This window comes from Iamia sp. (genome assembly GCF_035575815.1).
Classification (GTDB): Bacteria; Actinomycetota; Acidimicrobiia; order Acidimicrobiales; family Iamiaceae; genus Iamia.
The window spans coordinates 20821-42155 of the sequence record NZ_DATLXO010000039.1 but is presented as its reverse complement, the minus strand read 5'-3'; the positions used below and the strand labels follow the sequence as shown (position 1 = coordinate 42155).

The 21335-nt window shown below is 72.9% G+C and carries 18 protein-coding genes; 4 read left to right on the top strand and 14 right to left on the bottom strand.

The features are described from left to right. Positions 1-92 precede the first annotated feature (92 nt). The 5 genes from VNL12_RS03740 to VNL12_RS03720 all read right to left on the bottom strand — a co-directional run bounded on the left by VNL12_RS03740 (position 93) and on the right by VNL12_RS03720 (position 5226). The gene (locus tag VNL12_RS03740) at positions 93-2270 is read right to left on the bottom strand and encodes a DUF4012 domain-containing protein (RefSeq protein WP_325591610.1); all 2178 of its coding nucleotides are present in this window, start codon (positions 2268-2270) and stop codon (positions 93-95) included. After that, the gene (locus VNL12_RS03735) at positions 2267-2617 is read right to left on the bottom strand and encodes a hypothetical protein (protein ID WP_325591608.1); all 351 of its coding nucleotides are present in this window, start codon (positions 2615-2617) and stop codon (positions 2267-2269) included. Before VNL12_RS03735 ends, VNL12_RS03740 begins: the two co-directional genes overlap by 4 nt. A 107-nt stretch (positions 2618-2724) precedes the next feature. Next, positions 2725-3609 (bottom strand): methylenetetrahydrofolate reductase, encoded by an 885-nt coding sequence (locus tag VNL12_RS03730; protein WP_325591606.1) that lies wholly within the window; start codon positions 3607-3609, stop codon positions 2725-2727. A gap of 65 nt (positions 3610-3674) precedes the next feature. Then, on the bottom strand, positions 3675-4766 hold the full coding sequence (locus VNL12_RS03725; RefSeq protein WP_325591605.1) for an alpha/beta fold hydrolase: 1092 nt from the start codon (positions 4764-4766) through the stop codon (positions 3675-3677). A gap of 160 nt (positions 4767-4926) precedes the next feature. Then, positions 4927-5226 (bottom strand): hypothetical protein, encoded by a 300-nt coding sequence (locus VNL12_RS03720; RefSeq protein WP_325591604.1) that lies wholly within the window; start codon positions 5224-5226, stop codon positions 4927-4929. A gap of 326 nt (positions 5227-5552) precedes the next feature. Between VNL12_RS03720 and VNL12_RS03715 the strand changes: the two genes are divergently transcribed. After that, positions 5553-6557 carry an ATP-binding cassette domain-containing protein gene (locus VNL12_RS03715; RefSeq protein ID WP_325591602.1) on the top strand — a complete coding sequence of 335 codons (1005 nt, stop codon included), beginning with the start codon at positions 5553-5555 and terminating at the stop codon, positions 6555-6557. Next, positions 6554-7444 carry an ABC transporter permease gene (locus VNL12_RS03710; protein ID WP_325591600.1) on the top strand — a complete coding sequence of 297 codons (891 nt, stop codon included), beginning with the start codon at positions 6554-6556 and terminating at the stop codon, positions 7442-7444. Before VNL12_RS03715 ends, VNL12_RS03710 begins: the two co-directional genes overlap by 4 nt. Positions 7445-7526: 82 nt before the next feature. On the opposite strand, the gene VNL12_RS03705 is transcribed toward VNL12_RS03710, so the two are convergent. The 3 genes from VNL12_RS03705 to purN all read right to left on the bottom strand — a co-directional run bounded on the left by VNL12_RS03705 (position 7527) and on the right by purN (position 10784). Further along, entirely contained in the window at positions 7527-8414 is an 888-nt protein-coding gene (locus VNL12_RS03705; RefSeq protein ID WP_325591599.1) for a bifunctional 5,10-methylenetetrahydrofolate dehydrogenase/5,10-methenyltetrahydrofolate cyclohydrolase, read from the bottom strand. A gap of 98 nt (positions 8415-8512) precedes the next feature. Further along, entirely contained in the window at positions 8513-10168 is a 1656-nt protein-coding gene (gene purH, locus VNL12_RS03700; protein WP_325591597.1) for a bifunctional phosphoribosylaminoimidazolecarboxamide formyltransferase/IMP cyclohydrolase, read from the bottom strand. A 4-nt stretch (positions 10169-10172) separates the two neighbouring features. Further along, the gene (gene purN, locus VNL12_RS03695; RefSeq protein WP_325591595.1) at positions 10173-10784 is read right to left on the bottom strand and encodes a phosphoribosylglycinamide formyltransferase; all 612 of its coding nucleotides are present in this window, start codon (positions 10782-10784) and stop codon (positions 10173-10175) included. 135 nt (positions 10785-10919) lie between these two features. On the opposite strand from purN, the gene VNL12_RS03690 reads away from it, so the two are divergent. Then, positions 10920-12188, top strand: coding sequence for a hypothetical protein (locus VNL12_RS03690; RefSeq protein WP_325591593.1), 1269 nt, complete (start codon positions 10920-10922; stop codon positions 12186-12188). A 171-nt stretch (positions 12189-12359) separates the two neighbouring features. Here VNL12_RS03690 and VNL12_RS03685 read toward each other — a convergent pair whose 3' ends face one another. From VNL12_RS03685 to sucC, 3 genes are all read right to left on the bottom strand, one after another. Then, the gene (locus VNL12_RS03685) at positions 12360-13109 is read right to left on the bottom strand and encodes a hypothetical protein (protein ID WP_325591591.1); all 750 of its coding nucleotides are present in this window, start codon (positions 13107-13109) and stop codon (positions 12360-12362) included. A 218-nt stretch (positions 13110-13327) separates the two neighbouring features. Continuing rightward, positions 13328-14212, bottom strand: a complete 885-nt coding sequence (sucD, locus tag VNL12_RS03680) for a succinate--CoA ligase subunit alpha (protein WP_325591590.1) — start codon at positions 14210-14212, stop codon at positions 13328-13330. A 19-nt stretch (positions 14213-14231) separates the two neighbouring features. Then, positions 14232-15371, bottom strand: a complete 1140-nt coding sequence (gene sucC, locus VNL12_RS03675; protein WP_325591588.1) for an ADP-forming succinate--CoA ligase subunit beta — start codon at positions 15369-15371, stop codon at positions 14232-14234. Between the two features lie 149 nt (positions 15372-15520). Here sucC and VNL12_RS03670 point away from each other — a divergent pair, with 149 nt between their 5' ends. Continuing rightward, on the top strand, positions 15521-16069 hold the full coding sequence (locus VNL12_RS03670; protein WP_325591586.1) for a hypothetical protein: 549 nt from the start codon (positions 15521-15523) through the stop codon (positions 16067-16069). A gap of 83 nt (positions 16070-16152) precedes the next feature. Here the strand turns inward: VNL12_RS03670 and VNL12_RS03665 are convergent, their stop codons facing one another. The 3 genes from VNL12_RS03665 to VNL12_RS03655 are packed head-to-tail and all read right to left on the bottom strand — an operon-like array spanning position 16153 to position 21244. Then, positions 16153-17661, bottom strand: coding sequence for a class I adenylate-forming enzyme family protein (locus VNL12_RS03665; protein WP_325591584.1), 1509 nt, complete (start codon positions 17659-17661; stop codon positions 16153-16155). Next, the gene (locus tag VNL12_RS03660; protein ID WP_325591582.1) at positions 17658-18878 is read right to left on the bottom strand and encodes an alkaline phosphatase PhoX; all 1221 of its coding nucleotides are present in this window, start codon (positions 18876-18878) and stop codon (positions 17658-17660) included. Before VNL12_RS03660 ends, VNL12_RS03665 begins: the two co-directional genes overlap by 4 nt. Positions 18879-18928: 50 nt before the next feature. Then, the gene (locus VNL12_RS03655; RefSeq protein WP_325591581.1) at positions 18929-21244 is read right to left on the bottom strand and encodes a UvrD-helicase domain-containing protein; all 2316 of its coding nucleotides are present in this window, start codon (positions 21242-21244) and stop codon (positions 18929-18931) included. Positions 21245-21335: the final 91 nt, after the last annotated feature.

Below are 21335 nucleotides of genomic sequence, written 5' to 3'. Positions count from 1 at the left end.
CCCGCGGACGACATCCGGAGCGTACCACTGAGCGTGGTCGACATCCAGGGCGCACCTCGCAGAGTGCCGAACGGGCGGGGATCGAGGACAGCTCAGTCGGCGCCGTCCCGGTGCACTTCGGCCACCAGCGCCCAGGTGCCGCGCGACGCGGCGACGCCGGCGTGCACGCGGTGCTCGTCGCCCTCCACCCCGCCCTCGGGGGCCGGGGCCGTCGGCACCGGTGTGAGCCGGCCACCCCGCACTGCGACCTCCACGTCGACCCGGTCGGGGAGCACCATGGCCTGGGGCAAGAGGTCGAAGCGGTACCGCCCGGAGGAGAGGTCGACGGCGCCGGCGAGCTCGATGGTCACGTTGGCCGAGGCCCCGGCGGGCACGTCGACGAACGCCGACCACACGTTGCGCCCCAGCTCGCGGCCGACCTCGAGGGTGACCGGCTGCCCGTCGACCTCGGCCGTCACCAGCTCGAGGGGCGAGTAGATCGACAACCACATGCGGTTCGTGCCCGGGGGGGCGTCGATCAGGTTGCCGATGAGGTACGGCGGCTCACCGGTGGTGGGAGCGCGGTTGGCGAGCCCTATCTCCGCGGTGGCCTCCACCCGACCGGTGGCGGCATCGACCTCCGCCCGGTACTGGATCGTGCGCTGCAGGAAGGCGTCGACCTTGTTGCCCGCCGCGTTCTGGGTCACCACCCCGAAGCCGTCGCCCTGCACCTCGGGCACCGCGCCGGTGGCCCCGAGGCGCTCGACGAGGCGCTGGGCGCGGGGCGACCGCAGCCACAGCGACACGTTGCCGCCCCGGACCGCAGGGCCCAGCGTGCGGGCCAGGCGGGCCGGGGCCACGCCGTCGTCCCGGATGAGGGCGTCGAACACCTCGGCGGCGACGTCGCCGAGCAGGTCCACGCGCTCGGCGCGGTCGGTGAAGCGGCGGTACTGCTCGACCTCGAGGAACGACACCACGTTCTGGGCGTCGAGGACGAAGGGGAGGCCCGGCACCTCGACCGGTCCGGTGACGCGCAGCAGGCGCGACAACCCGGTCGGGTCGATGCGCAGCACCCCGTCGACCTCCTGGCCACCCGACTGCGGGTAGAGCTCGGCCATCACCTGGGCCGCGGTCGGCCCGTCGGGGGTGAAGGTGACGTTCTCCCAGGTCGACCCAGGCTCGAAGCGGGAGTAACGCGCCAGGTAGTCTGGGGGGCCGCTGATCTCCTTGCGCACGGGACCGGCCGCGTTGAGGTCCTTGTTGCGCCCGACGATGGTGAGGTTGATCTCGCCGTCGGTCACCGTCAGCAGGCCGTAGCTGCCGAGGAACCCGGTGCCCCGGGCCTCCGACGGCGTGACGAAGGCGACGAAGTAGCGGGCCTCACCGTCCGCGCCCAGCAGGGCGGGACCCACCTCGGCGGCGAGGGCACCGGTGCGGGCACTGCCCTCGGCGTCGGCCAGGCGGTCCTCGAAGCGGTCGAGGGCCTCCGCGACGGGAGCCAGCTGCCACGCCGACCCCCGGCGGCCCCCGAGCGCACGACGCAGCCGGGCGGTCCCGTCGGCCACCCCGTCGAGCACGGGGCCGACCTCGGCGACGACGATCGGGTCGAGGCGGCCGTCGACGAGCCGGAGGCGCTCGCTGTCGATGCGCCCCGCGCCGTCGGCCGCCAGCTCGGCCGTCTCCGCGCCCCCATCGGCCATGGCGTCGAGGCCCGCCAGCTGCGGGGCGACGAGGGGGACGTGGCGGGCCGGGAGCGACCACCACGCCCGGGTCGCGCCGCGGGCGGCACCGAGGTCGTCGGTGGCGGCCCGGAAGTGGGCCTCGGCCTCGTCCTGGTCGCCGTCGCGCACGGCGGTGAGCCCGTCGTCGGTGGCCTCCCCCCCAGCCTGGAGCGATGAGGCGGCGCGCAAGGCGGCGACGGTGCCCGAGACGAGGCCGAGGGCGACGACGGCGACGAGGCCCACCGCCACCCGCCGCCAGGTCCGTCGGGTCGGGCGGGAGAGCCCCCTCCAGCCCGACCACACGACGGGCGCCAAGCCGACCGCGGCCACCAGCGCGGAGCCGCGCACCGGTGCGCCGAGGGGCAGGCGGAACAGCACCTGGACGACCAGCAAGGCGACGACGGCGGCGACCACGCCCCGCACCGAGTGGAGGCCGACGGGGTGGGCGGAGTCGTCGGGGCGTGGCGGACCGGCCGCGGGCGAGGTCTCGGAGGCTTCATCGTCGGCGGTCCCGGGCGGCGGGTACGGTCGCCGGGCCGCGCCGAGGCCGGCCGCGCGATGTCGGGTCACGGCGAGGCCGGTGGCCCCAGCACGGCGACCAGGCCCGCGGCGCGCAGCGCTCCCCCCTCCCCCGCCACGGTCGCCACCGCGGCCCCCACGGCGAGGGCGAGGGGTGACGCTCGCGAGCCCACTGCCACGACCGCGGCCCCGAGCAGACCGGCCAGGGCGACGTCGGTGGGGCGAGCACCCGTGGGGGCGGCGCCGACCCGGCCGGCGAGGAGGGCGGACGCGGCGGCCAGCACGCCGACGATCAGCGTCTCGACCTCGGCGCGGGTCAGCCGGAGAGCGAGCGCCGCGAGCGAACCAGACGACACGGGCTCTCTGACGGCGGAGCCTGCGGAGCCGGCAGCGCTCATCGGTCCCCCGCAGCCACGACCCGGCCCCAGATCTCCACGACAGTAACGGTGCACCGATGAGCGAGCGCGACGACCTCCGGGGCAACGCTCGCGTCGGCCACGGCCCGTCAGGAGGGCGGGGAGCCCGCCTGTCCCTCCTGGAGCAGACCGAGGTTCGTGCAGACCTGGCGCACGGAGGCGGCCCGGTTCATGGTGTAGAGGTGCAGCCCGGGCACGCCGGCGGCCAGCAGCTCGGCTCCGAGCTCGCTGGCGACCTCGACGCCGAGGGCTCGGGTGGCGTCCTTGTCGCCCTCGACGCGCTGCAGGCGCGCGTCGAGCGCCGCGGGGACGACGCTGCCGTTCATCGCCGACATGCGCCGGACCCCGGGCACGCTGATGAAGGGCATGACGCCGGGCACGAGCGGCTTGTCACACCCCAGCGCGCTCAGCTCGTCGACCATGCGGAGGTAATCGGCGGCATCCCAGAAGAACTGAGTGATCGCGTAGTCCGCGACCTCGAGCTTGGCCGCCAGGAAGCGCCGATCGACGGCTACGTCGGCCGACCGGGGGTGGACCTCGGGGAAGGCGGCCACGCCGACGGAGAAGTCGCCCACCTCGGCGATGAGCTCGATGAGCTCGGTCGCGTAGGTGAAGTCGCCCCCCGGGTCCGACCCGTCCGCCGGTGGGTCCCCGGCGAGGGCCAAGACGTTCTCGATCCCCGCATCGCGGTAGTGGGTGAGCAACCCGGTCATCTCGGCGCGGTCGTGGCCCACGCAGGTGAGGTGGGGCATGGCGGGGAACGGTCGCTCCTTGTCGACCCGGATCACCACGTCGCGGGTGGTGTCCCGGGTGGTGCCGAGGGCGCCGTAGGTGACCGAGACGAAGTCGGGGGCCAGCCGGGCGAGGTCGTCCATCGTCTCGTCGAAGGCGACGAGGGCCTCGGGTGTCTTCGGCGGCGGGAACTCGAAGGAGACCGTGCGCCGGGCGGCGAGGAGGTCAGCGATCTGGGCCATACGAGCGTGGAGGTTAGGCCAGGGCCCCCGGGGGGCCGATTCTCCCCGCCACGGCCCGACGGTCGTCAGCCGGAGGGTGGAGCAGGGCTGGCCTCGTCGCCCTGGGCCGCGATCTCATCGGGCGTGGCGAAGCCCGGGCCCTCATCCACGCACCCGGCATCGGGCTCGTCGGTGGGTTGGGCGACGAAGGCCTCGAGCACGCCCAGGCCGCACTCACCGGCGGCCGTCAGCGGGGCGTGGCCCACGCCGGGCACCTCGACGTACCAGGCGGTGTCGGCTGCGTCGGCGACGGTCTCGCCGTAGGAGGGAGGGGTGATCTGGTCGAACTGTCCGGTCACGACGAGGAGCGGGACCTCGGTGTCCACGGGCTCGAAGGTCTCCTCGTCACCGGCTTCGACGTCCCACACCTCGCACAGCTCCCACAGCGTGGACCCGATGACCGGGTTGCTCTCCACGAGCCGGGAGCCCACGCCGAGGTCGCCGGTGGTGAGGTCCTCCGGGTCCGCGACGGCGGCCTCCTCGGCGCAGAGGAACGACAGCTGTTGGCCCTGGCTGACGACCGCGGGTGAGGGCTGGGAGGCGAGGCCTTCGAGTCCACTCAGGTCGCCGGCCGCGAGCGACGTCACCAGGAACGGGATCGTCGCCGGGCCGTCAGGGATGTAGAAGAGGCCGAAGAGGATCGTGGCCAGGGCGGCCCCGTCGACCGGCACCTGGGCGACCTGTTCGGTCGCGGGGTCGGTCACCTCGACCATCGGCGTGGCGTCGAGCTGCTCCACCAGCCGCTGCACGTTCTCGGTGACGTCGGGGTAATCCGCACGGCACGTGGGGTCGGCCGCGCACTCGTCACCGACGGCGGCGATGGCCCCGTCGAAGGACTCGGCCGCGACCACGTCCCGAGAGGCGGCGAGCTCCAGGAACGGCGCGTCGGGCGTCAACGCCCTCGAGGAGCGGGACCACCGTGTGCTCTCCCGGTCCCCGCCGAGCAGGAAGATCGGTGTGGCGTCGGAGTCATCCGCGGCGGGAAGCGTCGCAACGGCGAGATCGATCATGTCGGCGTTGGGGTCGTCGTGGTCGGTCGGCACCGCGATGGTGCCGCACGTGATCTCCACGTCTGGATCGGTCTCGACCGGGCAGTCGCCTTCTTCGAGCTCGCTCACGGGCGGGCTCGACGTGGTCGTCGCGCCCTCCGTCGTCGAGGCCTCCGTCGTCGAAGAACGTCAGGGTCGTCGTCGCCGGTGCATGCGGTCAACGCCGCGCCCACGACGACGCACGCCAGGACCCGGGAGCAACGTCGAGCGGTCTGCCGGTGTCAAACGCTCATATGATGAAGCCCTCGCCGAGCTTGGTCTCGTTCCCGTCGATCTCGATCCAGTAGGTCTCCCCACCGAGCCCTGCCGCCTTGAGGTTGACCCGCACCCGGAACTGGCGCCCGGCTCCGTCGGGCCCACCGGGCAACGCACCCTCGAGCCAGTGGTCACCGGTCACGGCCTTGATCATGTCCTGCACCTCGCCGTCGACCTTGAGGGCGAAGCGTCCCGCCCAGGGCCCCGATCGGGCCTCGACCTCGATCTTGTGGCCGTCGATCGTGGCGGCGAAGGAATCCTGCGTCAAGCCCATGGTCAGCTCCTGTCGTTGGGGACGTGTGGATCGTGCCCGTCTTCCACGCGGCAGGAACCTCGCGGCCAACGGCGGCCGACCTCGGCACGGACCGCAACGGGAAGCCCTCCCTGCGACGCACCTGCGTCCCGCACCGATGAGTTCGTGACGCCCCGGACGTCCAAGACCGTGACCCCGCTGTTCCCCGATCGAACGCCCGAACACCCGTCGGAAGCTCCACACCCCCCACGATGACCAACTGGCACGATGAGAAGCTGCCCGTCGGCGCTGGTGTCGCCCCGCCCTCCCATCCCGTTCCCTCCCTCCCCTGCACCACGGAGACCCGCATGTCCCCCTCCCTCGCCATCGAAGCGCACGGCCTGGTCAAGCGCTACGGCGACAAGGCCGCGCTGGTCGGCGTCGACATCGCCGTCCCCATCGGCACGGTGACCGCGGTCCTCGGCCCCAACGGCGCCGGCAAGACGACCGCGGTGCGCATCCTCACCACCCTGTCGGAGCCCACCGAGGGCACCGCCACCGTCGCCGGCTTCGACGTCCGCTCCCAGGCCACAGAGGTCCGGCGCCGCATCGGCCTGGCCGCCCAGGACGCGACGGTCGACCCGCTCCTGACGGGCCGCGAGAACCTGGTGATGGTCGGAGAGCTGCACCAGATGCCCCGCCGGGAGGCCCGGACACGGGCCACCGAGCTGCTCAGCCAGTTCTCGCTCGCCGACGCCGGCGACCGCGTGGCCTCGGGCTACTCGGGCGGCATGCGCCGTCGCCTCGACCTGGCCGCCACCCTGGTGGCCCGGCCCGAGGTGCTGTTCCTCGACGAGCCCACCACCGGCCTCGACCCCCGGGCCCGGGCCGAGCTGTGGGAGGTGCTCGACACCCTCGTCGGCAGCGGGACCACCCTGCTGCTGACCACCCAGTACCTCGAGGAGGCCGATCGTCTGGCCGACGACATCCTCGTCATCGACCACGGCCTGGTGATCGCCCGCGGCGACGCCCGCAGCCTCAAGCGCCAGGTCGGCGGGGACAACATCGGCATCGTGGTGTCGGACCCCGCCCGCCTCGACGAAGCCTCGGGCATCCTGGCCCGCACCACCGGCTCCGAGCCGGTGGTCGACCGTCCTGTCCGGTCCGTCGTGGCGCCCACCACCGACGGCGTGGCCGGCCTGGCGGCCGTGGCCAACGCCCTCACCGAAGCGAGGCTCGGGGTCGAGGACCTCGGCCTCCGACAGCCCACGCTCGATGAGGTGTTCCTGACCCTCACCGGGTCCCCCATCGACACCGATCCGACCACCGACGACGACCCCGCCACCGACGCACCCCAGGAGGCCCTCCGATGACCGCTCCCACCGCTCCCACCGCCCCCACCCGAGCAACCGCCGGCGAGCTCACCATCGAGGCCGCCGAGCCGGCCACCTCGCGGCACCCCCGCAGGGGCCTGGCCCACGACACCTGGGTCCTCGCCCGCCGGGGCTTGATCCACATGAAACGCCAGCCCGAGCAGCTGAGCGACGCCACCATCCAGCCGGTGATGTTCGTGGTGCTCTTCGCCTACGTCTTCGGCGGCGCCATCGTGGTGCCCGGCGGCGGCAGCTACCGCGAGTTCCTGATGGGCGGCATCATCGCCCAGACGCTGGTCTTCACGTCGTTCGGCGCAGCGATGAGCATCGCCAACGACCAGAAGAACCAGGCCATCGACCGGTTCCGCTCCCTGCCCGTCGCCAAGGGCGCGGTGATGGGCGGCTACGCGGTGTCCAACATGATCAAGACGATGCTGCCGATCGTGATCATGTCGCTCACCGGCCTGCTCATCGGCTGGCGCATCCGGGGCGGGTTCCTCGACGCGCTGGCGGCCTACGGGCTGATGATGGCCTTCGCCTTCGCCATGATCTGGGTCGGCATCCTCCTGGGCGCCCTCGTCGGCACGCCCGAGGGCGTCACCGGCATCGGCTTCGCCACGATCTTCCCGCTCACCTTCATCGCCAGCACCTTCGTGCCGGTGGCGTCGATGCCGGGCGTGGTGCGCACCATCGCCGAGTGGAACCCGGTCACCACCCTGTCCGACGCGCTGCGGGTGCTCTTCGGCAACCCGAACACCCCGGTGCAGCCGGGCGACCCGTGGTCGATCGCCCACCCGGTGGCCTACACCTGGATCTGGATCGTGGGCATCACGATCGTGTGCGCCCCACTCGCGGTGCGGGCCTACACCCGCAAGAACGTGAAGTAGCCCTCACCGGTCGCGGGCTGCGTTCTGGGGCACGACGTGGCCGCCCCGGCGACCGATCCATGCTCCAGTTCGGGTCGGCGGCTCAGCCGCCGGCGTTAGCCGTGGCCAGGGCGGCGGCGCGGCGCTCGGCGGCGCGCACCGTGTTGACCATGAGCATCGCCCGGGTCATGGGCCCGACACCCCCCATGCGGGGTGACAGCCAGCCTGCGACCTCGGCCACGTCATCGGCCACGTCGGAGACGACCCGACGACCCTCGAAGGTGACCCCGCCGGCCACGACGGCGGCGCCGGGCTTCACCATCTCGGCGGTGATCAGCCCCGGGGAGCCCGCCGCCGCCACCAGGATGTCGGCCTGACGGGTGTATGCGCCCAGGTCGCCGACGCCGGTGTGGACGACGGTCACCGCCGCGTTGGCGTGCGGTCGCTTCAACGTGAGCAGGTTGGCGAGCGGGCGCCCGATGGTGAGCCCCCGACCGACGATGACGACGTGGCGGCCCTCGATGGGCACGTCGTAGGCCACCAGCAGGGCGACGATGCCCGCCGGGGTGCAAGCCACGGGTGCGTCGACGCCCATGACGAGGCGGCCGAGGTTGACGGGGTGGAGGCCGTCGGCGTCCTTGTCGGGGTCGAGGCGGCGGTACAGCGCCTCGTAGTCGAGGTGGGGCGGGAACGGGTGCTGGGGCAGCACGGCGTCGACGGCGGCATCGACGTTCCACCGGTCGATGACGGCCTCGATATCGGCCGCGGAGGCGTCGGCCGGCAGCCGCTCGTCGAACGAGGCGATCCCGAGCTTGGCGCCGTCGCGGTGCTTCATGGCCACGTAGTTGGCGCTGGGGCCGTCGTCGCCGACGAGGAGGGTGCCGAGCCCAGGTGGCGTTCCGGTGGCCTCGGTGACGGCCGCGACGCGCGCCCGCAGGTCGTCGCGAATCCGGGTGGCGAGAACCTCGCCGTCCATCGTGATCGCGGTCATGCAGCGGTTCTCCTGCGTTCTGGTCGCCCTGGCGGGTGAGAGCGGACCCCGAAGGCGGCCGTTTCGAAGTTGTAGGGGTGTTGGTGGCGGGGTGGTCGTCAGTGGAGGAAGTGGCGCTCGCCGGTGAACAGCATGGCCAGGCCCAGCTCGTCGGCCTTGGCGATGATCTCGTCGTCGCGCGCCGAGCCGTCGGGTCGGCCGGGCTGCACCACGACGGCGACGCCGGCGGCGGCGGCGGCCTCGATGCCGTCGGGGAAGGGGAAGAAGGCGTCGCTGGCGCACGCGCCGCCGGCGGCCCGGCCGGCCGCCTTGGCGGTGGCGATCTGACCGGCCTCGACCCGGTTCTGCTGACCGGCGCCGATGCCCCACGCCACCCCGCCGCGCACCAAGACGATCGAGTTCGACGTCACCCAGCCGCAGAGGCGGAAGGCGAGGGCGGCGTCGGCGCGCTCCGGGTCGGTCGGCTGGCGGGTTGTGACGACGCGCCACGACTCCGGGGGGCTGACGAACCGGTGCGGCTCCTGCACCAGGTAGCCGCCGGTGACGGGTCGGACGTGGAGGGGATCCGGCGTCGGGGCGGGCGCGTCGAGCAGCCGGGTGTTCTTGCGCTTGGCCCGCAGGGCGTCGATGACGCCATCGTCGTAGCCGGGGGCGATCACCACGTCGGCCTGGGCCGCGGCCACCATCTCGTCGACGGTGGCGGCGTCGATGGGCGCCGAGGTGGCCACGATGCCACCGAAGGCCGAGCGCGGGTCGCAGTCGAAGGCGGCCTGGTACGCCTCCGCCGCGGTGGACGCGACCGCCGCGCCGCACGGGTTGGCGTGCTTGACGATGGCGCAGGCCACCTGGCCGGTGGCCCGGGCCAGGTCGTGGGCCAGCAGCCACGCGGCATCGGCGTCGTAGAGGTTGAGATAGCTGAGGGCCAGCCCCGAGTGCTGGGTGACGTGTGCCCACCACGGATCGGCCCCTTCGGTGCGGTACAGCGCGGCGCGCTGGTGGGGGTTCTCGCCGTAGCGCAGGGCGATCGGATCGCGCCCGGCGGTGATGCGGAGCGTCGACGGCAGCGGGTCCGTGCCCCCGTCGGCGGCGGGTCGGGTCGCGGCGTCGGCGGGAACGGCGAGATCGGCGGGCTCGGCGGGCTCGGCGTCGGCGGGCTCGGGAGGGGGCCCGGTGCCGATGTCGGCGGCGAACCAGGCCGCGATGGCGGTGTCGTAGGCGGCGGTGGTGGCGAAGGCCTTGGCCGCCAGCGCGATGCGGGTCGTCTCCGAGACGACGCCCGAGGTCTGCACCTCGGCGAGCACCGGCCCGTAGTCGGCGGGGTCCACCACCACCGCCACGTGGGCGTGGTTCTTGGCCGCGGCGCGGATCATCGCCGGCCCGCCGATGTCGATCAGGTCGACGGCTCCCGCCGATCCGCCATGGCTGAACGCCGTCGGGTTCGACCCGAAGGGGTAGAGGTTCGATACGAGGAGGTCGATGGGTGAGATGTCGTGCGCGGCCATGTCGGCCTGGTGCTCCGGGTCGTCCCGGTCGGCCAGGAGGCCACCGTGGACCTTCGGGTGCAGCGTCATCACCCGGTGCCCGAGGATCGCCGGGGCCCCGGTGAGCTCGGCCACGTCGGTCACGGCGATGTCCTCGGCGGCGATGGCGCGGGCGGTGCCCCCGCTGGAGACGAGGTCCCAGCCGGCGGCGGCCAGGCCGCGGGCGAGGTGGACGATGCCGGACTTGTCGTAGACCGAGAGCAGGGCACGCACCGGGTCAGGCCTCCTGGGCGGTCATGGGCTCGGGGGCCGTCGGATCATCGACGGGGAGCACCGACCCGCGGTCGATGATCGCCCGCACCGTGGCGGGGTAGAGGCGCCGCTCGACGACCTTGATGCGCTCGTGGAGCGAGGCCTCGTCGTCACCGGGGAGGACGGGCACCTCCCCCTGGGCGAGGATCGGCCCGGTGTCGACCTCGAGCCCGGCGACGTGGATCGTGCACCCGGACCGAGAGACGCCGGCGGCGAGGGCGTCGCGCACCGCGTGCCATCCCTTGAACGCGGGCAAGAGCGCCGGGTGGGTGTTGACCAGCCGACCGCCGTAGGCATCGTGGGCGGCGCGTCCGAGGATGGTGCCGAAGCCCGCCATGGCGACGAGGTCGATGTCGTGGTCGCGGAGCACCTCGACGAGGCGCGCCGAGTAGCCCTCGCGGTCGAAGCCGGCGTCGAAGCGGTCACGGACGACCAGGGCGCTGTTCAGGCCGGCCGCGGTGGCCCGGTCGAGCGCCGGGCAGGGTCGATCGGCGACCACCAGGGCGACAGCGATGCCGTCGCCCACGAAGGCGTCGAGGAGCGACCCCGTTCCCGACACCAGCACCGCGACGCGCACGGGAAGCGAACCTACCAGCCGCCGCCGGTTCGCCGTCCCGACGCACGGGTACACAGGCGCGGTCCCGACCGGTGGGCACCGTCCGCCGCGTCGGCTAGACCGATCGTCCTCATCCCCGTCCCAGGAGGCCCCTTCGTGGCCTGGCCCCAACAAGCCCAACCGGCCCCGAAGGCAGCCCTGCCCCTCGGCGCCATCGTCACCGCCGTCGCGGGGTTCCTCACCTTCATCTTCTCCTTCGTCCAGATCGCCAAGGTCGACGTGGGCTTCGGAGGCGGCGACGTCGGTTGGTCGGTGTGGACCGTAGACAATGTCGGCCCGGGTCTCTTCGGCGTCGGCACCTACATCCCCCTCTTCGCCCTGATCGCAGCCGGTGTCGCCCTGGCCGGGGCGTTCGCCAAGGGCCTGGCCGGCAAGGCCATCGGCGGCTTCACCCTCGGGCAGATCCAGCTGGTGGCGGCGGCCTTCGCCTTCCTCCTCTGGTTGGGCTACCTGGTCAACATCGTCCTGGGTGAGGCCGATCCGGACCTCGGCCTGCTGCTGCTCTTCATCGGCACCGCAGGGGTCGTGGGGGGCACGGTCCTGACCATGCTCGACGCCAAGAAGGCCGGCGTGGCCACGGCCCCGGCCTACCCGGTGGCGGGTGCGGCGCCCAGCTGGCCGCAGTCCGGCCCTCAGGCCGAACAGCCTCAGTGGAACCAACCCGGGCCTCAGGCCGAACAGCCTCAGTGGCAGCAGCCCGGGCCTCAGGCCGAACAGTCCCAGTGGAACCAGCCTGCGCCCCACGCCGATCCCACCCAGTGGCAGCAGCCTGGCCCTCAGCCCGAACAGCCTCAGTGGCCGCAGCCCGCCGCGCCTCAGCAACCCGAGCAGCCTCAGTGGAACCAGCCTGCCCCTGCGCCGCCGCCGGAGCAGCCTCACTGGCAACAGCCGGCCGCCCCTCAGCAGCCCCAGTGGCAGCAGCCTGCCGCCCCTCAGCAGCCGGAGCAGTGGGACCAGACCCTCGCCCCGGGCCAGTGGCAGCCCGATCCCTCAGATGTCACGTCGGCCTCGCCGCCGGCCTGGGACCAGACCATCGTCGGTGGCCAGCCCGGAGCACCCGGCGCGGATCCCGGTCAGTGGCAGCAGCCGGTGGCCTCGCCCACCGAGCCTCAGCCCTGGCAGCCTGCGCCGGCGCCTCCGGGGCCGCAGCCCGACCCGGGCCCGGGCCCGCTCGATCCGCAGCCCGCACCGCCGATCGACCCCCAGCCTGAGCCGGCGCCGGCGGTCGACCGCAACGTTCTCTTCGACTCCGGCACGCAGGTGATCCCCGGCCCGCCACCGGCGCCACCGGCCGACGAGGTCGAGCGCCCCGAACGCCCCGAGGACCCCGGCTTCCCGTCGCCCCCGCCATCCAACACCCCGTAGCCGCCCGATTCCAGCCGTACTGGTCGGCGATCTGGGTGCTGGAGCCCCCGATTCGGCTACCAGTTCGGGGTTGGGGGCCAGGAGAGCCGGTCGTGGTCACGGATCTGGGTGTGGGGACCCCCTGATCCATGACCAGTTCGGGTCGAGGCGGGGCTGGCGCCGACGGCGACCTCAGCGGGGCCGGACGCTCCGGGGCGAGACGCAGTTGGCCGCCAGCTCTGCGTAGAGCGGCAGGCTGGCCTGGATGAGGTCACGCAGGCGGGGGTCGTCGACGGTGGGCGGCCCGCCGGCGCGGAGCGGGGCGAAGCCGGTGCTCTCGGCCGAGGCGCCGTACCAGTCGCGCCACCGCTCCCACTCGGGACGCATCCCGGGCTCCCAGCCCAGGGCCGTGGGGTCGGGGTCCAGGTCCATGGCCGCACACCATGCCTCGACGACGCCGGCGGGGTCGCGGCACAGGTCGTCGCTGTCGATGACCACCGGGTCGCCTCCGGCCTCGGGCACCCGGTCGACCGCCCGCGCCAGAGCGGTGAAGCCGGCCTCCTCCTCGGTGAGGTCGGGCCAGATGCGCGCCATGGACGGGATCGACCACCGCGGGTCGCGCACCAGGAACGAGTGGCACCAGGAGGACGACAGGGCGCGGTCCAGCTCGGGGCCGGGGTGGTAGGCCATGTCCTTCACGAACACCGGCTCCCGCCGGGCGGCGCGATCGACGTCCGCGACGATCCGGGCGACGGTGGCACTCGGCTCGGACACCGGGTAACGGGGGCTGCGGCGCTCGGGGCCGTGGTAGTACGCCGCCGAGAAGGGCTCGTCGAGGACGTGGTGATCGCCCCGTTCGATCACCATGCGCTCGAACGCGGTCGACGCGCTGCGGGGCACGGCCCACAGGGCGCGCACCGGGTGGACCGGGCCCTCGTCCATGGAGGGCGAGCCTAGAGGCGTGGCCGGGCGCGGGCGGCGGCCGAGCGCAGTCCGTTGCAGTCCCAGGAGGTCAGGTTCGCCTGCTCGTCCGCCACTCTCGACGCAGGCGCTCGACGAGACGTGAGGTCGACGGGGGGCGCCTCGCGCGCGATGAGGTGGGCGGCCTGACCACCGGAAGGCGCACGGCGCCACAGCCGTGCGCGAGCAGTTCGGAGCCCTCAGAGCTCCTTGACGATGTCGACCATGTGGGCGCCGGCCTCGGTGGGGTTCTGGCCGATGCGGACGCCGGCGGCCTCCAGGGCCTCGATCTTGGCCGCGGCGGTGCCCTTGCCGCCCGAGACGATGGCGCCGGCGTGGCCCATCTTCTTGCCCGGGGGGGCGGTGACACCGGCGACGTAGGCCGAGACCGGCTTCGACATCTCGTCCCTGATGAACTCGGCGGCCTCCTCCTCGGCCGAGCCGCCGATCTCGCCGATCATCATCACGGCCCTGGTCTCGGGATCTGCCTCGAAGGCCTCGAGGCAGTCGATGAAGCTGGTGCCGGGGACGGGGTCACCACCGATGCCGACGCACGTGGTGACGCCGATGTCGGCCAGCTTGAGCTCGTAGAGGGCCTGGTAGGTGAGCGTGCCCGAGCGGCTCACGATGCCGACGGGGCCGCCCTCCTTGGCGATCTCGCCGGCGGTGATGCCGATGTTGGCCTTGCCGGGGCTGATGAGCCCGGGGCAGTTCGGGCCCAGGATGCGGGTGCCGGGGTGGTCTCGCTTGACCTTGTTGAAGAACCAGGCCTCGTCCTGGGCGGGGACGCCCTCGGTGATGACCACGACCAGCTCGAGACCGGCCTCGGCCGCCTCCATCACCGCCGCCTTCACGCCCGGGGCGGGGATGAAGACGCACGACGCGGTGGCGCCGGTGGCCTCTCTGGCTTCGGCGACCGACGCGAAGATGGGGATGCCATCGACGTCGGTGCCGGCCTTCTTGGGGTTGGTCCCGGCCACGACCTGGGTGCCGTAGTCGCGGTTGCGGAGGCCGTAGAAGCGGCCCTGCGAGCCGGTGAGGCCCTGGTAGACGACCTTGGTGGCCTCGTCGACGAAGATGCTCATTTTGCTGGTGCTCGTTCCTTCAGCTGCCGGCGAGCTCGACGGCAGCCTGGGCGGCCTCGACCATGGTCGGCTTGGAGATGACCTTCTCGGCGCTGGCGGCCAGGATCTTGCGGCCCTCGGCCGCGTTGGTGCCGTCGAGGCGGATCACCATCGGGAGGTCGATGTCGACCCGCTGGAGGGCCTGGACGATGCCGTTGGCGACCTCGTCGCCCTTGGTGATGCCGCCGAAGATGTTGATGAAGATGGCCCGCACGTTCTCGTCGCCGGTGATGACCTCGAGGGCCCCGGCCATCACGTCCGCGTTGGCGCCGCCGCCGATGTCGAGGAAGTTGGCCGGCTGGCCGCCGACCTGGTTGATGATGTCGACCGTCGACATGGCCAGCCCAGCACCGTTGGCGATGACGCCCACGTTGCCGTCGAGGCCCACGTACTGGAGGCCCCTCTCGTGGGCCGCCTGCTCGCGCGGGTCGCGCTCCTGGGTGGCCTCGTACTCCGAGAGGTCGTGGCGGAAGGCGGCGTTGGCGTCGAGGGTGACCTTGGCGTCGAGGGCGTGGACCTGGCCCTCGGGGGTGAGGATCAGCGGGTTGATCTCGGCCAGGTCCGCGTCGCCCTCGGTGTACGCGGTGTAGAGCTTGCGGAGGATGTCGACCGCGCCCTCGGTGGCCTGCGGGTTCAGCTTCGCCGCGGCCACCCACTCACGGGCGGCTTCCTCGGTGAGGCCGTCGACGGGATCGATCCAGGTCTTGGCGATGGCGTCGGGGTTGGTCTCGGCCACGGCTTCGATCTCGACGCCGCCCTCGGCCGAGAGCATCCCGAGGTGGGTCTTGGCCGAGCGGTCGAGGGTGAAGCTGGCGTAGTACTCCTCGGCGATGTCCGACGCCTTCTCGATCCAGACCCGCTCGACGGTGTGGCCCTTGATGTCCATGCCGAGGATCGCCTCGGCATGGATGCGCACCTCCTCGACCGTGTCGGCCAGCTTGATGCCGCCGGCCTTGCCCCGTCCGCCGACCTGCACCTGGGCCTTCACCACGACCGGGTAGTCGGCGATGGCCTCGGCCACGGCGACCGCCTCGTCGACGGTGGTGGCCACATCGCCGGGAGACACCGGGATGTCGTAGCGGGCGAAGAACTGCTTGCCTTGGTACTCGAACAGGTCCATGCGGGGGAGCGGTCTCTCTGGGGAGGAGGGGTGCGGAAGCGCCGGGGCGACTCGATGCCGGCGGGCCCGGGCAGGGATACTACGCAGGTGTCTCCGACGACCAGTCTGACGCCTCCTCCCACTCGGCTGATCCTTCGACGGGGCCGCCGGTGAGCCCGGTCGAGCCGTCGCGCCGCCACGCAGGGCGGGCCCTGGCGGTCTCCGGCGTCGGCATCGCCCTGGTGCTGTTGGTCCTCTGGGGGGCGTCGGTGCTCACCTCGCGCCAGGACAGCTTCGACGTGCGCCTCGGTGACCAGACCTTCCAGGGCGGCAACGCCGAGCGGCTGGCCGGGGAGATCGACGAGCGGGGTCCGATCATCTACGGCGACGTCTCCGGTGGCCAGGACCGCGACCTCATCCTCCAGCACCTCGGCGACGACGTGGACCGAGGCTGGTACGCCTTCCGGGCCCAACCGCCCGACAAGGACCGCGACTGCGTGTGGGAGTGGCGGCCCGACGAGGAGCAGTTCCGCGCCCGGTGCGACGCCTCGCTCACCGCGCCGGCGGACGGCGAGGGCCTCGAACGGTACCCCGTCACCGTCGACGACGGGAAGCTCGACGTCGACCTGAACTTCGAACGCCGGCCGAGCACCACCGATGCGCCCACGACCACCATCATCGAGTCGGGCGACGTCCCCGACACCACCGAACCCGGCTGATCCACCCTCGCTCCTCGATGAACTGGTCGCGGGATCCGTCCCTCCAACGACGGAAACCGCGACCAGTCCGAGGATGGCCGGGCTCAAGCGTCGGTGAAGAGGGCCTTGACCTCGGTGCGCTGGATCTTGCGGGTGCCGCTGGTGGGGAGCGCGTCGACGACGAGGACCCGCACCGGCACCTTGTAGGAGCTGAGCTGCTCCTTGGCCCAGGCCCGAATCTCGTCGGGCGCGGCCGTCCGGCCCGGTGATAGGCGGACGGCGGCGACCGGGACCTCGCCCAGGCGCTCGTCGGGGAGGCCGACCACGGCGGCCTCGGCGACGGCCGGGTGGCGCTCGAGCGCTTGTTCGACCTCGACGACGTAGACGTTGTAGCCCCCGCGCACCACGATGTCCTTGGCCCGGCCCTCGAAGGTGAACAGCCCGAAGGCTCTCCGGCGCACCAGGTCACCGGTGCGCAGCCACCCGTCGTCGGTGAGCACGCCGGCGGTGGCCTTGGCGTCGCCCCGGTACCCCTTCAACCCGCCGGGCCCGGAGAGGTGGAGCTCGCCGCCCTCACCGCGCCGCACCGGCCGTCCGTCGTCGCCGAGGACGCGGGTCTTGTACCCGGGCAGGGGGACACCGAGGCGCGACAGTGACGCCGGCAGGAACGGGAGCGCGATTCGGACCGCCGCGCCGCCGGCCGTCTCGACCAGGCCGTAGCCCTCGGCGAAGACGGCCCACCCGACCGTCCCGACGCCCGGGAGGTCGGCCAGGGCACCCATGCGTGCGAACCGCTCGGACAGCTCGGCGGGCATGGCATCGGCACCGGAGATCCACAGCCGGATCGACGACAGGTCGCGCTCCTCCGCCCCGGCGTCGAGGAGCATCCGGTACATGGCGGGCACGCCGACGAACACGCTGGCCCGGCGCGCCTCGATCTGGTCGAGAGCGAGCTCGGCGTCGAAGCGGGGGAGCGACCGCACCGGTATCCCGGCACAGGCGAGACCGGCGGCGGCGACGAAGCCCATGATGTGGGCCATGGGCAGGCCGACCACAGCCTCGTCGTCACGCAGCCCGGCGGGCAGGAGCGCGGCCACGTTGATGCCGCCGAGGATCCCGTGGTGGGTCAGCTCGGCCCCCTTGGGCCGTCCGGTCGTGCCCGAGGTGTAGAAGACGGCGCCCACGTCCGACGCCGAGGTCAGGTGGGCAGCACCAAGGCGGTCGCCCGCCGGCAGGTCGTCGGCCGATCGCAGCACCAGCAAGGCGCCGGCGTCGGCGACGACGTGGTCGATCTCCTCGTCGCGCATGCGGTCGTTCACGGGGGCGGGGAGGGCGCCGGCGCGGCTCACGGCCAGGCAGAGGAGGAACTGGTCGTAGCCGTTGGGCGTGGCCACGACGACGACGTCACCGGGCGAGGTCCGCGCCGCGATGGCGCCCGACCACCGATCGACGGCTTCGGCCGCCTGAGCGACGGTGCGACGGTCGCCTCCGATCTCGTCGACCAGGACCCGGTCGGGATCAGCGTCGGCCAGGCGCTCGAGCAGCGTCCCGAGGGTGAGGTCGTGATCGAAGGCGAGGCGCACCCGGCGGAGCTGGCGCAAGCCCGGGGTCACCGGTCGGGCTCGGCGTGGGGGAAGGGGCCGGTCACCTCGTAGGTGACGCCCGGGTTGCGCTGGGAGCTGAAGTAGAGGCGGGTGCCGTCGGGCGAGAAGGCGGGACCGGTGATCTCGGAGCCCTCCACCCCGTCGAGCCGGGCGACGGGCTCGACGAGGCCGTCGGGGCCGAGGCGCACGACGTCCATGGTGCCGCCGTCCTCGGCGACGTAGCGGTCACCGCCGGCGTCGACGGCGATGTTGTCGACTCCTGTGAGCACCGGGTCGGCCCCGTCCATGGCCTCGGTGGTGGCGGCGTCGTAGACGATCTCGACGTCGTCGCCGTCGAGGGCCCAGATGCGGTTGTCGCCCTTGGTCGCCAGGTAGGTCGTGCCCTCGAAGTGAGCCAGGCCCTCGCCCCCGTTGAAGCGGACCACGTCGGCGACCTGGTTGCGGGTGGGAGAGGCGGAACCACCGCCGGCGTCGGTCACCTCGGCCCAGCGCCGTTCGTCCTCGGGCCCGGCCAGGACCTCGAGCCGCCCGGCCTCGAGGGAGGGCCACTCGGCGGGGACGAACCGGTACAGGGCGCCGTCGGGCTCGTCCTCGCTCAGGTAGAGCACCTCGGCCTCGGCGTCGACGGCGACCGCCTCGTGCTTGAACGTCCCGAGCGCAGGGCGGACCACCGCCGGCTCCTCTCCCCGTGGATCGCACTCCCAGACCCGGCCATCGGGATGCTCCTCGCAGGTGAGCCACGTGTCCCACGGCGTGGCGCCCCCGGCGCAGTTGATGCTGGTCCCGTCGCAGATGCGGGCCGCCTCGGTGATCTCGCCCTCGGGGTCGAAGCGGACCATCGACACCCCGCCGGTACCGGCCTCCTCGCAGTTCGACACGTAGATCCAGCCGCCGTCGTCCTGGGCGAAGCAGGCGCCGCCGTCGGGGTTGCCGTGCCACGTGTAGCCGGTGCCCGTGACCTCCTCGCCGCTGCGGGCCACGATCCGCGAGGTGAAGCCCTCGGGCAGCTGCAGCCCGTTGGCGTCGGGCTCACCCAACGGCCCGACGGGGCCGGGGGGCCGGGTCGTCGTGGTCGGTCCCGCCGTGGTGGACGCCCCCGTGGTCGGGCCACCGGACGCGCCGTCGTCGTCGGACGAGCACGACGCCAACCACGGCACCGCCGCGGAGGAGACCAGCCCCATGCCCATCAGGCGCAAGGCGGCGCGGCGGTCGAACTGGGTCTGCATGGCGCGACGGTACCGCCCACCGGGAGAACGCGTTCGGCGCCAGGCGCGGGTCAGGTCGCTCGCTCGACCGGGGCCCAGGCGAGGAGCAGGCGCTTCTCGCCCACCGACGGGAAGCGGATGAGGGCCTCGGTCTTGTCGCCCTGGCCCTCGATGTCGAGGATCACGCCCTCGCCCCACTTGGCGTGGTGCACGTCGTCGCCCGTCCGCAGCCCGAGGGCGACGGCCCCGATCGCCTCGGGCGCGGCTGCCGGGTGCAGGGCGGCGTCGACCCGGCGCTCGCGAGTCGCCTCGCGCCGGGCCCGGGCCGGGCTGACCTCGTCACGGCCCCGGCCGCTCCCCCACGTCGTCGACGTCGGGGTGTCGTCCCGATTGCCGCCGCCCCACGACGAGCGGCCGGAGCCGCCCCAGGAACCTCCTCCCCGCGACGACCGGCGGCGCCCCTGGATCTCGGTGACCAGGTCGGCGGGGATCTCCTCGAGGAAGCGGCTCGGCGGGTTGTACTGGGTGGAACCGAACATGGTGCGGGCCCACGCGTGGCTGAGGTGCAGCTGCTGACGGGCCCGGGTGATGCCCACGTAGGCGAGGCGCCGCTCCTCCTCGAGCTCGGCGGGCTCGGTGAGGGCGCGGATGTGGGGGAAGACGCCGTCCTCCATCCCGATGATGAACACCACCGGGAACTCGAGGCCCTTGGCCGAGTGGAGCGTCATCAGCACGACCTGGGACTCATCGGCGTCGAGGGCGTCGGTGTCGGCCACCAGGCTGATCTGCTCGAGGAACACGTCGGGCGCGGTGACCTCCTGGGCCGCACCCACCAGCTCGGCGAGGTTCTCGATCCGCCCCTCGGCCTCGATGGAGTGCTCGGCCCGCAGCTCGGCCACGTAGCCGCTGCGGTCGAGCAGCACCTCCAGCATGGGCCCCGGCCCCTCGTCGCGCACCACCTCGGCGGCGGCGATGACCTCCAGGTAGGTGTCGATGCCGTTCACGGCACGGCCCCCCACGCCGGCGTCCCCGGCGCGGCGCAGGGCCTCGGTGAAGGTGAGGCCACCGCTCGCCGCCCACGCGTCGAGCCGGGCGATCGAGGCGTCGCCCACGCCCCGCTTGGGGGTGTTCAGGATCCGCTTGACCGCCACCTCGTCGGCCGGGTTCACGACCGCCTTCAGGTACGCGACGGCGTCCTTCACCTCGCGCCGGTCGTAGAACCGGGTGCCCCCGAGGACCTTGTAGGGGATGCCGCTGCGGGCCAGGGACTCCTCGAGCACCCGGCTCTGGGCGTTGGTCCGGTAGAAGGCGGCCATGTCGCCCCAACGCTCGCCCTGGTCGTGCAGAGCGGACATGCGCCCCGTGACCCACTGGGCCTCGTCGGACTCGTCGTCGGCGTGGAAGCGCAGGATCGGCTCGCCCGCACCCTGGTCGGTCCAGAGCTCCTTGGGCTTGCGGGCCACGTTGTGGGCGATGACCGCGTTGGCGGCGTCGAGGACGGTCTGGGTCGAGCGGTAGTTCTGCTCCAACAGCACCACGTTGACCTCGGGGAACGCCGTCTCGAAGTCGACGATGTTGCTCATCTCAGCGCCGCGGAAGCGGTAGATCGACTGGTCGTGGTCACCGACCACGCAGACGTTGCGGTGCTCGGCACCGAGGAGCATGACCAGGTCGTTCTGGACCGGGTTCGTGTCCTGGTACTCGTCGACGAGGATGTGGCTGAAGCGGCGCTGGTAGTGCTCGAGGGCGTCGGGGAAGGCCCGGAGCACGTCGACGGTGACGCCGAGCAGGTCGTCGAAGTCCATGGCCCCCGCCTTGCGCAGGCGGGCCTGGTACTCGCGGTAGGCCTCGGCGTAGCGACGCTCGAAGGGGTTGGTGGCCTGCTGCTCGTAGCGCTCGACGCCGATGCCCTTGTTCTTGGCCGCGCTGACGGTGGCATGGACGGTGCGGGGCGTGAAGCGCTTGGTGTCGATGTCGAGGTCGCGCAGCACATAGCCGGTGAGGCGCACGGCGTCGGCCTGGTCGTAGATCGTGAACGACGACGGGTAGCCCATGCGGGTGGCCTCGCGCCGCAGGATCCGCACGCAGGCGGAGTGGAAGGTCGACACCCACATCTTCTGGGCGACGGGCCCGACGAGGCCCGCCACCCGTTGCTTCATCTCATCGGCGGCCTTGTTGGTGAAGGTGATGGCGAGCACGGCGAAGGGCGACACGTCGTGATCGCGGATGAGGTGAGCGATGCGGTGGGTGAGGACGCGGGTCTTGCCCGAGCCCGCACCGGCCAGCACCAGGAGGGGTCCGTCGACGTGGGTGACGGCGTCGACCTGGGCCGGGTTCAACCCGGCGAGGAGGTCGAGGTGATCGCCGAAGCGGTCGGGCGGGGGCATCGAGGCCACCCTACCGATGCCCTGTGACGGCCCTGCGGCCGGTCCCGGCGACCCAGCACGCGCCGCGCGCCGCGCGCCGCTGGGGCTCGCG

Excerpts from the sequence above, each read along its gene's own strand:
- VNL12_RS03730 (WP_325591606.1), bottom strand. The coding sequence starts at position 3,609 with ATGGCCCAGATCGCTGACCTCCTCGCCGCCCGGCGCACGGTCTCCTTC.
- VNL12_RS03720 (WP_325591604.1), bottom strand. The coding sequence starts at position 5,226 with ATGGGCTTGACGCAGGATTCCTTCGCCGCCACGATCGACGGCCACAAG.
- sucD (WP_325591590.1), bottom strand. The coding sequence starts at position 14,212 with ATGAGCATCTTCGTCGACGAGGCCACCAAGGTCGTCTACCAGGGCCTC.
- VNL12_RS03655 (WP_325591581.1), bottom strand. The coding sequence starts at position 21,244 with ATGCCCCCGCCCGACCGCTTCGGCGATCACCTCGACCTCCTCGCCGGG.
- sucC (WP_325591588.1), bottom strand. The coding sequence starts at position 15,371 with ATGGACCTGTTCGAGTACCAAGGCAAGCAGTTCTTCGCCCGCTACGAC.
- VNL12_RS03735 (WP_325591608.1), bottom strand. The coding sequence starts at position 2,617 with ATGAGCGCTGCCGGCTCCGCAGGCTCCGCCGTCAGAGAGCCCGTGTCG.
- VNL12_RS03710 (WP_325591600.1), top strand. The coding sequence starts at position 6,554 with ATGACCGCTCCCACCGCTCCCACCGCCCCCACCCGAGCAACCGCCGGC.
- VNL12_RS03715 (WP_325591602.1), top strand. The coding sequence starts at position 5,553 with ATGTCCCCCTCCCTCGCCATCGAAGCGCACGGCCTGGTCAAGCGCTAC.
- VNL12_RS03705 (WP_325591599.1), bottom strand. The coding sequence starts at position 8,414 with ATGACCGCGATCACGATGGACGGCGAGGTTCTCGCCACCCGGATTCGC.
- VNL12_RS03685 (WP_325591591.1), bottom strand. The coding sequence starts at position 13,109 with ATGGACGAGGGCCCGGTCCACCCGGTGCGCGCCCTGTGGGCCGTGCCC.
- VNL12_RS03660 (WP_325591582.1), bottom strand. The coding sequence starts at position 18,878 with ATGCAGACCCAGTTCGACCGCCGCGCCGCCTTGCGCCTGATGGGCATG.